Origin of the sequence: Rossellomorea aquimaris (assembly GCF_020171925.1) — a bacterium.
In the GTDB taxonomy this organism is placed as follows: domain Bacteria; phylum Bacillota; class Bacilli; order Bacillales; family Bacillaceae_B; genus Rossellomorea; species Rossellomorea aquimaris_F.
Genome location: NZ_JAIVAR010000001.1, coordinates 878,276 through 891,218, shown reverse-complemented (window position 1 = coordinate 891,218; position 12,943 = coordinate 878,276). Strand labels below are relative to the sequence as shown.

General features: G+C 42.7%; 14 protein-coding genes. 9 read left to right on the top strand and 5 right to left on the bottom strand.

Annotated elements, in window-relative coordinates; all coding sequences use genetic code 11:
* Window positions 1-83: 83 nt before the first annotated feature.
* Complete coding sequence (locus LCM10_RS04640; RefSeq protein WP_224874998.1) at window positions 84-1,190, bottom strand: hypothetical protein; 1,107 nt, start codon at window positions 1,188-1,190, stop codon at window positions 84-86.
* Window positions 1,191-1,943: 753 nt separating this feature from the next.
* Here LCM10_RS04640 and LCM10_RS04635 point away from each other — a divergent pair.
* The 5 genes from LCM10_RS04635 to LCM10_RS04615 all read left to right on the top strand — a co-directional run bounded on the left by LCM10_RS04635 (window position 1,944) and on the right by LCM10_RS04615 (window position 4,548).
* Window positions 1,944-2,207, top strand: a complete 264-nt coding sequence (locus LCM10_RS04635; RefSeq protein ID WP_224874997.1) for a hypothetical protein — start codon at window positions 1,944-1,946, stop codon at window positions 2,205-2,207.
* Window positions 2,208-2,573: 366 nt separating this feature from the next.
* The gene (locus tag LCM10_RS04630) at window positions 2,574-3,941 is read left to right on the top strand and encodes a hypothetical protein (RefSeq protein ID WP_224874996.1); all 1,368 of its coding nucleotides are present in this window, start codon (window positions 2,574-2,576) and stop codon (window positions 3,939-3,941) included.
* 60 nt (window positions 3,942-4,001) lie between these two features.
* On the top strand, window positions 4,002-4,178 hold the full coding sequence (locus LCM10_RS20855; RefSeq protein ID WP_224874995.1) for a CPCC family cysteine-rich protein: 177 nt from the start codon (window positions 4,002-4,004) through the stop codon (window positions 4,176-4,178).
* Entirely contained in the window at window positions 4,175-4,369 is a 195-nt protein-coding gene (locus tag LCM10_RS04620; protein WP_224874994.1) for a hypothetical protein, read from the top strand. The genes LCM10_RS20855 and LCM10_RS04620 overlap by 4 nt, the downstream gene beginning before the upstream one ends.
* A 38-nt stretch (window positions 4,370-4,407) precedes the next feature.
* Window positions 4,408-4,548 carry a hypothetical protein gene (locus LCM10_RS04615; RefSeq protein ID WP_224874993.1) on the top strand — a complete coding sequence of 47 codons (141 nt, stop codon included), beginning with the start codon at window positions 4,408-4,410 and terminating at the stop codon, window positions 4,546-4,548.
* Window positions 4,549-4,902: 354 nt separating this feature from the next.
* On the opposite strand, the gene LCM10_RS20740 is transcribed toward LCM10_RS04615, so the two are convergent.
* Window positions 4,903-5,865, bottom strand: coding sequence for a DUF2268 domain-containing protein (locus LCM10_RS20740; protein ID WP_224874992.1), 963 nt, complete (start codon window positions 5,863-5,865; stop codon window positions 4,903-4,905).
* 665 nt (window positions 5,866-6,530) lie between these two features.
* Between LCM10_RS20740 and LCM10_RS04605 the strand changes: the two genes are divergently transcribed.
* The 4 genes from LCM10_RS04605 to LCM10_RS04590 all read left to right on the top strand — a co-directional run bounded on the left by LCM10_RS04605 (window position 6,531) and on the right by LCM10_RS04590 (window position 11,006).
* Window positions 6,531-7,091, top strand: a complete 561-nt coding sequence (locus LCM10_RS04605) for a D-glycero-alpha-D-manno-heptose-1,7-bisphosphate 7-phosphatase (RefSeq protein ID WP_224874991.1) — start codon at window positions 6,531-6,533, stop codon at window positions 7,089-7,091.
* 40 nt (window positions 7,092-7,131) lie between these two features.
* Complete coding sequence (locus LCM10_RS04600) at window positions 7,132-9,039, top strand: S9 family peptidase (RefSeq protein ID WP_224874990.1); 1,908 nt, start codon at window positions 7,132-7,134, stop codon at window positions 9,037-9,039.
* A gap of 132 nt (window positions 9,040-9,171) precedes the next feature.
* On the top strand, window positions 9,172-9,558 hold the full coding sequence (locus LCM10_RS04595; protein ID WP_224874989.1) for an NUDIX hydrolase: 387 nt from the start codon (window positions 9,172-9,174) through the stop codon (window positions 9,556-9,558).
* A 461-nt stretch (window positions 9,559-10,019) separates the two neighbouring features.
* On the top strand, window positions 10,020-11,006 hold the full coding sequence (locus LCM10_RS04590; RefSeq protein WP_224874988.1) for an NADPH:quinone reductase: 987 nt from the start codon (window positions 10,020-10,022) through the stop codon (window positions 11,004-11,006).
* 120 nt (window positions 11,007-11,126) lie between these two features.
* On the opposite strand, the gene LCM10_RS20565 is transcribed toward LCM10_RS04590, so the two are convergent.
* The 3 genes from LCM10_RS20565 to LCM10_RS04580 form a co-directional block, all read right to left on the bottom strand.
* Window positions 11,127-11,255: a hypothetical protein gene (locus LCM10_RS20565; protein ID WP_263621365.1), complete on the bottom strand. Its 129-nt coding sequence runs from the start codon at window positions 11,253-11,255 to the stop codon at window positions 11,127-11,129.
* Window positions 11,256-11,361: 106 nt separating this feature from the next.
* Window positions 11,362-11,547: a hypothetical protein gene (locus LCM10_RS04585; protein WP_224874987.1), complete on the bottom strand. Its 186-nt coding sequence runs from the start codon at window positions 11,545-11,547 to the stop codon at window positions 11,362-11,364.
* A 53-nt stretch (window positions 11,548-11,600) separates the two neighbouring features.
* Window positions 11,601-12,431 (bottom strand): type II toxin-antitoxin system SpoIISA family toxin, encoded by an 831-nt coding sequence (locus LCM10_RS04580; RefSeq protein WP_224874986.1) that lies wholly within the window; start codon window positions 12,429-12,431, stop codon window positions 11,601-11,603.
* Between the last annotated feature and the right edge of the window lie 512 nt (window positions 12,432-12,943).

Genomic DNA, 12,943 nt, shown 5'->3' with positions numbered 1-12,943 from the left:
TCTCTAGGTAAGAGAAGGACGACACCTTTTTTGAATGTGCTGCACAACACTGTAGCGTCTACCACAGTGAACTACAATCTACCTTAACGAGCCACCACTTCAAACTTATCATCAGACGGATTCGAGCTGAATTGACCTGCATTCTGGTACCATCTGTAGCTCGAGTTCATCATCGTCTGTATGCGAGTTGTAAGCGTAGATGCAGAAGGTCCCGCGAGCCCTGTAGCCACTCCATTTTTGATTTCAGCAGGTGCAGCGGAGCCCATGGAGTAGAAGTACCAATCTCTCGCGGCACCGTGCTTGCCGACTTGGTCAAAGGCTGAAATATACCATGGTTTCAGCTCGGCAAACGCAGTGAGTTGGATCATGCCGTTATTGCTGTCCCCGATTCCTACATCGGTAATGGCACTAGACTTGTATTGTTCAAAGACGACGCCTTTTGTTTTCAGTTGTGTCACATATTCACGAGAAACCTCTCCAGTCCATTTCCCGCCTAAGTAGCTTTTCCCATCTTTCGACCAAAATGGATCCAGTAAAGCTACGCGCTTTGGTCTCAGGTTTGTCGGGATCGTGCCGCTGTCGACTTGGTCACTGATCAATTTCGCGCTATTTGTGACCATTTGACTTCCAAGCGAATGTCCTGCAAGTCGGACCTCACTTCCCGTGAAGCCCTGCATGGCTTGTTTGTATGTATTTACAAACAATTGCGCAGCTGAAACCGTTGGTGCTCCGTCTGTGCTATAAGTTCCGTCTTTCTTGCGCCAACGCATGCCCTTGGGTCCTGATGTTGACCAAATTTTTGCTTCCGCATCCTTCACTTCCATTTCATCAGCGAGCTGACTCCAGTAGAAAATCCCAATGTTCCACCCTTTTGACACCCAATAGTCCACCGTATTCACGTCCGGGCCATTCAAAGGGTCATTGTGTTTTGGATTGAATGATTCGCGTGACAGAGTTGCAGTCGAACCATTTTGCCATCCGTGTATATAGATGACAGTGGGTTTGCTTGCATTGAAGTAGGGGTTCGATTGTCCGCTAGTATACTTTTGTGAAACATTCCCGGAACCGAACCAGTAAATACCTGTGTCCAGGGTTTGTCCATCATATGCAGCGAACGTTGTTGCAGGAAACCAAGGAACCAGAACGAACAGGACCAACAGACTGAGGAAAAGATGGCGGAATTTCTTCAAACGATCAACCTCCGACTATCATATTTTTGATTACATTATTCAGTATAAGTCAATAATCTGAATTTTCAATACATTGTCGAAGGAAAATGTATGCGCTTACAAAAGTAGACAAGGGTAGACTTGTTTTGAACGGAAAAGCGTATTGAGTTCCATCATACATTTTGAAATAATTGGTATAATGTTATAGATGGATTCCGTTAATTCTTTAAATCTATACATATCGGGAGTGACTACCTATCAATAGATTAGCAATAGGTTTTGCGATAATTGCTCTGTGTTCCGATTTAATCGGGTGTTCACCTCAAACAGAAGATCGTTCTAAACCAGAAGTAGAGAACGTCAAGAACGATAAAGAAAATGAGAAATACCAATCTGAAATTAAGGTTGCGTGGGAGTTCGTCAAGAAAAAAGGGTGGGATGAATCGGCCAAAGGAAATTGGAGAAATGCCTCAGTAAAGGTGACAGACACAAGTGATGGTCATATGTTGGATGGTGAGCCTCAGATGGATGAGGTGTTAATGGTTTCTTTTGAATCTAAAGAAGACAATTTAAGAGGAGTTCCTGCAATTTTTGTCGACCTAGATGATAAAGAAGTGATTGGTTTTGTACCAACAGAATAAAACAATTTTCCGTTAGAAGGAGCTGTAACAGTAGATCAGGTATTGTCGTTCTTACATGATTGGCAAGGTTTATCTATGAAGGTAATTAGAGAGAAAGAGCTATAAACTTTATGTAAGCGGAGGAAGGAACTATATGACAAAAGATCAATTCAATGGGTTTGTAACGATTGGAGTTACATTAGTTGGTATCGGGTTAATCCTTTTGTTCTTCAGTACGTACTTTGGCTCATCAATGGCTGACAATTGGCTAATGAAACAGGGGACTGCGGATACTGCGATGTTTCATATTAGAATAGAAAGCTATATAAATAACTTTGTCGTTTCTGGAGGCATCCTTCTCGGTTTTGGTCTTTTTACACTTATCCAAACCTATTTTATAAAATTCACCAAAGTGTAGGAAGCTCTGTATAAGAAAAATAAGAGGTTAGTGTCTAAAGTGATATTAATATGGTGAAACCGCTTGAACTGCCCATATTGAATTGTGTGGCATAACGGCTAATTCTGCCGTTCCGGTGGAAATCCGTTCAACAGTAACAGCCCTTTCCACTTCAAATCTAAAATATATCAAACTCATTCTCCCTGAACTTGTGTTGAACGATCATGGTATAAGAAGAGATACTTCAACACAATGAAGTGTCTCTTTTTTCTGGAAATGAAGATGAGAAATATGGTATTATTTTACTAGGTAGTACGAACGTATGTTTTATCGGGAGGTTGATCAACTCTGTACCATAAATCTCATCAAACAGACCTAAAGGGAAAAATGGAATCGAATAAACAAGAACGAGCAAAGCGAACATCAAAGCTCCTTCAACAAATAAAAGAAAAACAGGTAGACAGAACGGATCAACCAATTGAAGTTGAAGCGAAGAAGGTGAATTCAGAACAGCGCAGCAAAAACCTTCGAACAGAGTTGAAGAAGCTTCAAAAGAAATACGATGAACAGAAGCGGCTGAACCAGAAGCTGAAAAAGGAGATGCGGTCTACGAATAGTAAGGCTGACAGTTTGAAGCGTGAGAATTGGGAGCTTAAGGAGAAGCTTGGTGAGGTAGAGGGCGCTTTTAAAGTGAAAGAAAACAGCCTGCAAACGGCATATGAGCAGGAAAAGGCAAGAGCTGATCGAGCTGAAAAGGTAATCGAGCATCTGGAAAGAGAGAAAAGCAAGAAGAATAAGAAAGGAAATCGCAGAGCTGATCTTGCTCAACAGGTGAAGCAGCTGAAGGAAAGCAATCAACAGTACCGTCAAAAGCTGGAGAACTATGACTTGTTGAAGGAGCAGGAATATGGCGGGATGAGAACGGACATTGAGAAGCTCTCAAGGGAACTGGATCAGTATAAACGCTTGGAAGAAAAGACGATCAAGGATCCGATGTACTTGATGAAGTTTATGAAGACCAATCTGAAGAGGGAGCAACTGCCTGAACTGCTTGCGCTGCTCGAAAGCTTCATTACCCCCGGAAACATCAAGTATTTTTACAGAGGAGGTCACAATGTCTTTCATGCCATGATGAGGAGAGTAGGATTGTTGTCTTTCCGTACGAGGTTGCTTACAGATGAGGCGGAATTGAGCCGTCCTTTCAGAAAAGAAAAGATGGGTCACTTAGCGGACAGAGGGGATCATTGGGTTTTTGTAGATGCAGAAAGCAACGAATATCCATTGAAATACCCCCTTGCCGAAGAGATGCTATCAATGAATGAAAGGCCCGTGAAGGCAATGCTCGATGAAGGGAAAGCCGTCTTGACCGAGCATTTTAACCTGGAGAGGCCAACTCGTGAAGAAACTAGTCGTGCACCAAAGGACAAAGGGGCTTCTCAACAAAAGAAGTATGCCAAATTCGGAAATTATAATGTGTTGATTATAGGATCAAGATTTTTGTCTGATTACAAGCACAGACTTGAGCTGCACGGATGTACCGTTTCCATACATAATCCTTACGAGGAGAGTTATGAGCTCCTGGACGGAAAGATGAGCAGGGCGGATGTGATTCTCGTATGTGAGAGGCATGTGCCCCATAGTATATGGGGACATGTGGATCGGAACGTGGAACAGGTTTGTGTGTTGAAAAATGATAGTAAGGATTTGGTTGCAACGTATGCGTATGTGGTGTTGGAGCGTTGTGGGTTGTTGTGAGTGGGGTAGTTGGTTTTAAATAGCAAGATGAGATTGATACAGTAAAAAGAAGGTGTTTGGATGAAAAGAGTAAAATGTCCTTGTTGCAATTATCCCACATTACATGAACGGAGACGTTTTGAGATTTGTTTACTTTGCCATTGGGAAGACGATGGTCAAGATTCCAGTGATGCATCCGACGTGTTGTTCGGTCCAAATGAAGACTATCTCTTAACGAGGCGAGAGAAAATTTTATGAAGCATTTAAGTATGTTTCGAAGAGATGAAAAATATGAAGAGCCGACTAAAAAAGAAATCACACTGAAAAAAGATCTAATGAGCTTGTATGAAAAAATTGAGGGCCATGTCCAAGATTCAGTAGAATATAAAACGATTGAGAAAGATCTATATTCTACCGAAGATCAATTGTATAAGATGCAGGTACTGTAAGAATATTGAGGGCTTATCTCTAATGAGAGGTGTTTAATGTGCGTAGGAAAAAGAAGGAAGACATTCTTAAAGAAGCGAACCAAAGAGTGAACAAGATCATAGAAGAAATAGAGGAGAGTTTGGAACAATCAAAGGAGATTAGTAGGCGGATGGGAGAAAAAAAGAGGCGGCTGACGTAAGGACCAGAAATTAATCGTAACGTGTTAGGGGGTATATAAGAGGTGGATATGTGGGGAGCTTTATTATCAAAGGATAAGAAGTGGGGAAAAGCAAACAAAAGTTAAAAATGTCTGATCTGCTTGAATTATTTTCAATCAATGTGATCTTCAAATTAGTAGATGAAAGATAGTAAGAGGATGGTAGCAAGGCGGATGTTTCTAGTGATTTCTATTTATCTAGTATCTTTTCACTCTTCAATGTGACCCTCCTAAGTGTATAGGAACGGCTCGCTCTACTTTTCGCACTCTTCATAGGTTAGTAAAAAAGTAGGTTGTGAACCGTCCCAGCGTAACTCTTACTAATCCACCCTTTCACTATTCTCCCGGTATCAACGCCTCTTTATAAGGAGAGTTCTCCAATGTCTCCTTACTGCTAGTTAATACCCATTCCTTCGGCGTCATATCAGGATGGGAAGATAAGTAATCCTGCATGATTTCAAAGCCAATTCGATAGTTCGACCAGAGGGGAATGCCTTTTGACGGGACTCCGGCAAAAAGGGTTTGGTACTCCTTAAGGTCGAATGAATCAAGATTTCCACTCAGATGATCGAAGACCTTTTCCTTTTCTGCTGCCGACAAGGGCTCAGTCCAAGGGGAGATGTGATCAGGATAGATGATCCGGGCGAACGAGTCGGCTTTTCCTTCCATGACGATGAAGTCGAATACCGTGGACTGTCCGTCGCTTTGGTCTTCCATGTCCACTGAATGAAAATATTCATGGGCGACCGTGTTTTTAAACGCATCCTTTTTGTAAGAGGGATCGGTTTGAAGCAACATAAAGTCTTCAGTGAACGTGACGCCTGTAGAGCCTTCCATTTTCTTAATGATTGATGAGAATTCGACATTGACGGGCACCAGGAACATGGATTTATCCTTCCCAGGCAACTCTTCAGAGGATTTCGTAAACGCCTCTTTCACAAGGGTCTCCATTTCATCCTGCTTCTTCAGTAAAGCAATCGTGTTTTTCTCCAATTGATCAATATCGGTATCTCCGTTCAAAAAGGCGAGATAATTGGCTCGCGTATCGATTCCGTGCTCTTCGGCAATTTCCTGGAAAGGCAGAATGACTTTTTCAAGATACAACGCCTTTTTTTCCTCTTTCGTCTTGCCCTTCGCTTCTGATGTATAGTCCAAAATGTGATCATAAAGCGGGATCACAGTCAATGTTTGACCGTTATGCGCTACCTTAAATTCCTTCGCTTCGGGAATATCCTCTGAGCAGGCACTCAAGGCACCCATGATGAGAATTACTGCGAATAGTAACCAAAAATTCTTCACTGACTTCACCCTTTGTTTGTAATTTTCTTAATTTTACCATAAAAGGGGAATCTAAGCATTTTGTAGTCTTCCGTCTGTTTCCACGAGGCGAAAACGTTTTAGTTACGGGGGTATCGTTTCAATTTTCTGTTGTCTAGTTAAAGTGTAAGGCTCCCTTCACCTGGAGTCGTTGGGGAATGAGCCATTCACTGACTCACTCGTACTAGATGATAGTGAAGCTAGTCGTAAAACTGATTTATATTTTGATTTTTCATTAGGATTTCAGTCATTTTGACATGTTTCACTAGGAATCCTTGTCTATGTTCTCATTCATTAAGCATTTTAGTGCAGTCGTTGAGGGTATTATGGGGTGCAAGAATATGTATATTATCAAAAGTGGCTATCTTATTATCAAAATATTGGATATTTTATTAAAACCGACCCATTTATTATCAAAAATAGAAATATATTATCAAAACCTTACTCTGACGGCTTTTAATACCTAAACAGGTATCATTCCGGCGACAACGGGAGGGCGGCAAGATTTTAAAAAGCTCTTGAAGCCATACTGCCCCTATTTTTTTGAAACTTTTTCCAATCCTATTCGTAGCTATTAAAAGAAGAACCTATAACATGATCAGGCAGTAGCAAAAACAATATGCAGGTAACGAAAGGAGTGAATAGGCATGAAAGCGGTATTCCTAGACCGAGACGGGACGATCGGAGGCACAGGTGGTGGCATGCATCCATTTGAGTTTAGGATGTATGAATTTGCACCGAAGGCCATTCGAGACCTCAACGAGCTTGGTATAAAAGTATTTCTCTTTACGAACCAAACCAGGGTCGGGAGAGGGTACTTTACAGAAGAGGATCTACAAAAAGGCTTCAAATTGATGAAGGAGGAGCTGGCGAAACACGCTGCGTTTATAGACGACATTTTCTATTGTCCTCATCATCCTCAGGATGGTTGTGAATGTCAAAAACCTAATATAGGGTTATTGTTGGCGGCACAAGGGAAGTACAATTTGGATCTTGATGAATGTTATGTTGTCGGGGATACGGGCAGTTCGGACATGGTGGCTGCTGAACGGGCCGGTACCAAAAAGGTACTTGTTAAGACGGGGTGGGGTGAAGGGTCACTCGATGCGTACCGTGACAGTTGGAAAGGGGTCGAACCTGACTATGTAGCAAATGATTTGGTGGATGCGGTTGATTGGATATCACGTGATTACAAATCGGAAAATTAGAGGGAGTCTACTCTTGTACACTACCAAAAGGGGTTTCTAAATGAATACATATTTAAGTATAAAAGAACTTATCTCAGTACCAATCCTATCCACGCTACACATAAGCGAAGATGGTGACAACGTAGCATTTGTCAAACGTACAGCGGATTGGGAAGAGAATGCATATCGACATCATATCTGGATCCATGAAAAAGAGAAGGGGCAAAGCTGCGTATTGAACGAGGGGACATCCCCATTATGGTCGCGGGATTCTCGTCAACTGGCATATCTTCGTACGGTTGGTGGAGGAAATCAAATTTTTATAGAATCATTGGATGGGCATGGGAGTGTTCAGGTGACGGATGAGGAAGAAGGAGTCATCAGTTTCAAATGGGAGCCAGGTGGCAAGGGTTTTTATTATCTTGCACGGTCAAAGCAATCGGAAGAAATCAAGAGACGCAAGGAGAAGTATGGAGATTTTCATCATGTAGGGAAGGAAGGTCAGAATCATTGTTTGTATTACGTTGACCTACAAAATCACTATGGCGTGGCGCATCCTCTGACTGACGGTAAGAATGTTCATGTTCTTGAATTTGATGTTTCAGCAGATGGGGAAAAGGTCGTGTTGTTGGGGACACCTAGCCCTGACGGGGAAGATGATCAGAATGGGGAACTTTACTTATTAGATCGTCAATCTGGCACGGAACATAAGTTGAAAACGAATAAGCTATTGGGTGGGAATGTTTGTTTTTCCCCCGATGGTAAGAAAATCTGCTATACCGCAAGCATTAGGGAGAGAGATTACTATAAGAATCGTATCGGTGACCGGACTCTCGAAATCTATGATCTTACGAGTGGAGAGACCATTCAACCTTTAACGGATTTCGATTCCACGGTCGCGTCGATACGGTGGACGGCTAAAGGAATCCTTATCATGTGGCAGGAGAAGACGAATGATCTTATTGGGTTCGTAACCGGTGATGGCAAGGTGGACGTGTTGAGCGAACCCATCGAGGGCTGTACCATGGATGCTTCGATCACAGGTGATGGAAACCACCTAGTTTATAGTAAGGCGTTGCTGAATGAAACCTTTGAAGTTTATCTTGACGATGAAAAAATAACAGATGAGAATCGGTTGTTTGAGGGGAAGCGTCGGAGTAAGAGGAAAATCGTTTCGTGGCAAAGTCATGATGGTCTTGAAATAGAGGGCGTACTATCCACCCCGGCTGATTTTGATGAAACTAAAACCTATCCCCTGTTGGTCATGATGCATGGTGGTCCGGCATGGGCCGCATTTCCGATCCATTCAGGCTGCTTTAATGATAAGTATCCTGTTGAGCCCCTGATTGAGAAGGGCTTTATCGTGTTGGAACCCAACTATAGGGGGAGTTCAGGCTACGGGAATGAATTTTTAAAAGCGAATTACCGAAATCTCGGGATCGGTGACTACGAGGATGTGATTTCCGGGGTGGATGCCCTTGTTGATCGGGGGATTGCGGATCGTGACCGGGTCGGTGTGATGGGCTGGAGTCAAGGTGGATATATCTCAGCCTTCTGCTCAACCTATAGTGATCGATTCAAGGCTGTTTCGGTCGGGGGTGGAATGAGTGATTGGATGACGAATTATGTGAATACCGATCTGCCTTCCTTTATCCGGATGCATGTAGGGGACACGCCATGGAATGACCCGGAGATTTATGCGAAAGCGTCACCGATCAACTATGTGAAATCAGCTAGCACCCCCACCTTGATTCAGCACGGTGAACAGGATAGAAGAGTCCCGGTTGCGAATGCGTATGAGCTCTATAAGGGACTGAAGGATGTTGGCGTTGAAACAGAACTCGTGATTTTTAAAGGAATGGGCTATAGCTCCGACAAACCTGGCATGCATGTGGCGATTATGAAGCAGAATTTGATGTGGTTTTCGCATTATTTGCTTGGGGAGAGTATGGATGGTTTTCGGGAATAGGTAAGCGGTACGGAACAGTCTTCTTTTTTGGAGACTGTTTTTTTATGTGTAAGGTTGTCACAATGTTGTTGCAATTTAGAGAGAGTGATTATGGTAAAATTTAACTACATGATATATGAAGAGGTGACGTTTATGAAAGAATGGGTTGGTTCTGCAGCGATTTGCTTCAATGAAGATAAGGAAGTCCTCATGGTGAGAGGGAATGATTCGGAGGCGTGGGCTGTGCCTTCAGGTGGTGTGGAAGAAGGTGAGTCACCTGAAGAATGTTGCGTTCGAGAAGTGAAGGAAGAAACGGGATATGATGTGAAGGTCCTTGAGAGGTTGTTTGTGAAAGAAACGGTGATCCAGGGGATCGATGTGAAAACCTATTACTTCAAAGTAGAGACGTTAGGAGAGAGTGGGGGCATCGAGGATCCGGATGGAACGATCGTGGAAGCTTGTTGGAAGTCGTTAACGGAATTGCAGGATTTGGTGCATATGTATCCAGAGGATGTGGAGACGATTCGGGGGTGTGGTTAATGGAGGGTGCCTGACCGCTAGGATGGCACTGTGTTTAATTGTAGAACGGGAGTAGAATTTGGTTTATTTTGGTAAAATACGCACAAATTGAAATAATGGCGCGTATTTTCAAAAAATGGCGCGCAAATTCAAATTTTCGCGCACAAATCCTAAAAATGGCGCATAATTGGCTGAAACTCGCGCATTTCGTGCAGATGACCTGAATTGTATAGATCGTTTCGCAATAAAATGAGGCTGGAATTGCTGGGATCCCTTACATAATATATCTAAAAAGGACGTATTCGATGTCTTTCCACATCGGATCGTCCTATTTTTACTTTTTGAGTTCTTAACGTACTATATTTTATTTAAATTCGATTTAGTTCTTCTACGTCATGTTGGCACCTTGCCACCACGTATATAAAAAACCTTAAAACTGGTCACAATAAAAAAACCAATGAAATCGAAGGAGGATCTTTTCTATGAAAGCAGCGTGGTTCAACCAATTCGGTCCAGCATCAGAGGTTCTTCAAATAGGGGAAATTGACACTCCTGTCCCCGCCCCTGGGGAAGTGTTGATTCGCATGCACACTTCGGGTGTGAACCCTTCCGATACAAAAAAACGCCTTGCCTCGTTCCCGGATTTACTTGATCATGGTGCGGTCATTCCCAATAGTGATGGGGCGGGGATCATCGAAGCGGTAGGCGCGGGGGTCCCTCATTCTCGTATCGGCGAGCGGGTCTGGGTGTACCAGGCGCAGTATGGACGTCTCCACGGGACGGCCGCGGAGTATGTATCGATTGACAGTAATCGCGCTGTGACGCTACCGGATAATACGAGCTTTGTTGAAGGGGCTTGTATGGGGATTCCGGCCATGACCGCGCATCGCTGTGTGTTCGCTGATGGTCCTGTTGAGGGGCAATGGTTGTTGATCACGGGTGGTGCCGGCCGTGTCGGCCATTATGCCATTCAATGGGCTAAGCTTTCAGGCGCAACCGTCATTGCGACAGCGAGTAATGAGGAAGCGCGCAAGCATTGTTTTGAAGCAGGGGCCGATTATGTGGTGAATCATCGAAGTGAAGGAATGGTGGATGAGGTCATGGAGGTGACTGGAGGAGTCAAAGTAGATCGAGTCATCGATGTTGAGTTTGGTGCTAATTTGCCCAAGGTATTGCAGCTGATCCGGATCGGGGGAGTCATTGCGACCTACTCGTCAACGGTGGTAACCGAACCTTGTTTGCCTTTTAAAGAAATGATGTTTATGGATTTAACATTGCGGCTGGTCATTGTATATGCAATGCCGGAAACTGCAAAAAGAGAAGCTATTGAGGATATTACCACCGCTCTCGAGAATAAATGGCTTCAGCACCGTATAGCAGAAACGTATCCACTCGACCAGATTGCTGAGGCCAATCAGAAGATAGAAGATGGTGGGTTTTATGGGTGTGTGGTTGTGGAGATTGGTTGAGGGAGAACCAACTACTGCCTTTTCAATGTGTGCTAGGGGCTTCTTATATGGCCCCGAACTATACCAATCAAAAAAAGCGAGCTTCATGCTTGCTTTTTTTGGTTTTATTTTGACTTACCATTAACCAAACATCCCTTTTATCGATTTAATCACTTTCAAAGCTTCTTTATTTTTTTTATCTATTTTGGTTTCGCCTTTGAGATGCGTCACTTTTTTAGCGGTTGGTTTCTTGTTTTGGTTCTTGTCCATGTTCTTCCCTCCTGTCAGGGTTCCGTTACTATCCATCATATTCAGAAGGGGAAAGATGTATACAAAAAACTCGCAGGATGCATGATTGCTTCCTGCGAGTTTTTCTCTATTGATTGTTGATGTACTGAAGGACTTTCTTATTCAAACGTTGGACGTTCCGAGACATCTTACTCGTTGATTTCTCTGATAGATGAGTCACTCTGGAAGCAGTGGGAGAGACTTTCACCCGCTGGCCGTTTACAGTGATCACTTTGGCTTCTCTTGAATCTTTTCCTTTAAATTGTCCGATCATGTAAAACCCTCCCTTTATGAAGTGGTCTTTCTTTCATTATACCATGTTTCTATTTATAGCGAATAGAAGAGATAGATTAAATTGGTGATGTGGATCGCATCCACCTCTAATACATCACCGAATTCCTTTTTTAGGACAACGATGAACTGGTCTGTATTCATAAATACCGGCACGAGCATGCTTTCGTCATCAACAAGAGACACGACAGCGGATTGTGCCAAGGTTTCTACGTAATCTTCTTCACTGTTATAGTCAAAGTTATGAATGGTCTTTATTTGTTCCGTTGCAATCTTGATTCCTTCGGTTAGTCGGTACACCTCTACAAGCATTTGGGTCTCATCAGCAGCCAGTCCGTCTATCACTAAGGGATCGAAATCATTTGCTGAAAAGTCAATTTCCGGGATCCGGTGAATCTGTACCTTGACCCCGAACTTCTCGGCATATAGATCCAAGTAGTTTCGTAACTCTTGTTCTGAGTAACTTCTAGAGGGTGGGAGAAGCTCATTATTCTTTTGGATGATTTCAGACATCGCTTCAACCCGGTAGACCATGGCCTTGTGAATTTTATCGTTGGTCTTAATGATCTCTTCCACATAATCGGTGTACTGAAACTCAGCACTCCAAATTTTCATAATGCTCGGAGTCAGAAGAATGGTTAAATCCATAAAAATGACGATTGCAGTCAGCGTTAGGATAAACGGCCAATTAGTTAAGTTCAGTTCATCCATCAATAAACCGAGCGAGATTGCTCCTATAAACAAGGTATAAAGGGTTTTCCGGAGGGTTCGAAGAGACAAATGATATTTTAATGGATTCATAATGAAAAAAACTAAGTTTGCTACCGTAAAGACTAACAAAACCACGATGAACAAGTTAAACGCCATACCAACCCTCCTGCGTCTAGACATCCTATTTAGTAGAAAAAGGTCTGTTTCTATTATCTTACAGGAGATTAGGTAGATGATTCCAACTATTTTCATTTAGGCATTGTGGGGGGCTGGAAAAAAATGAAGAATCCTCTTTCTCATTTGGCTTCCGCTTCTATATGGAACCGTCCTTGGTGAGCTTTTTACCATGTTAGATCTACTTTTTATGCAACATTCAGCTATTTTTGGGTGTGAATGTCTTGGTTTGTTAATGTTTGTGGGCTGTTTTGGCGTTGTGCTGGGGGTATTCTGGGGGCGAGGGGGCGTTATTTTATCAAAAACGGTCTACTTATTATCAAAAAATCAGATATATTATCAAACACCGCCACTTATTATCAATACGACAAATATATTATCAAAAACAAATGTAAACACTTGTTTATACCTGGTAGTGTATTTATTTTCTGTGAAAGAGCACTAGTGAAGTTCTTACAAGGAAAGGGACATTCCCACCAACATAATTGTGCTAT

Coding starts and splice junctions, on each gene's coding strand:
- LCM10_RS04635 (WP_224874997.1), top strand. CDS start 1,944: ATGACAAAAGATCAATTCAATGGGTTTGTAACGATTGGAGTTACATTA.
- LCM10_RS04630 (WP_224874996.1), top strand. CDS start 2,574: ATGGAATCGAATAAACAAGAACGAGCAAAGCGAACATCAAAGCTCCTT.
- LCM10_RS20855 (WP_224874995.1), top strand. CDS start 4,002: ATGAAAAGAGTAAAATGTCCTTGTTGCAATTATCCCACATTACATGAA.
- LCM10_RS04620 (WP_224874994.1), top strand. CDS start 4,175: ATGAAGCATTTAAGTATGTTTCGAAGAGATGAAAAATATGAAGAGCCG.
- LCM10_RS04605 (WP_224874991.1), top strand. CDS start 6,531: ATGAAAGCGGTATTCCTAGACCGAGACGGGACGATCGGAGGCACAGGT.
- LCM10_RS04600 (WP_224874990.1), top strand. CDS start 7,132: ATGAATACATATTTAAGTATAAAAGAACTTATCTCAGTACCAATCCTA.
- LCM10_RS04595 (WP_224874989.1), top strand. CDS start 9,172: ATGAAAGAATGGGTTGGTTCTGCAGCGATTTGCTTCAATGAAGATAAG.
- LCM10_RS04590 (WP_224874988.1), top strand. CDS start 10,020: ATGAAAGCAGCGTGGTTCAACCAATTCGGTCCAGCATCAGAGGTTCTT.
- LCM10_RS20565 (WP_263621365.1), bottom strand. CDS start 11,255: ATGGACAAGAACCAAAACAAGAAACCAACCGCTAAAAAAGTGACGCAT.
- LCM10_RS04585 (WP_224874987.1), bottom strand. CDS start 11,547: ATGATCGGACAATTTAAAGGAAAAGATTCAAGAGAAGCCAAAGTGATC.
- LCM10_RS04580 (WP_224874986.1), bottom strand. CDS start 12,431: ATGGCGTTTAACTTGTTCATCGTGGTTTTGTTAGTCTTTACGGTAGCA.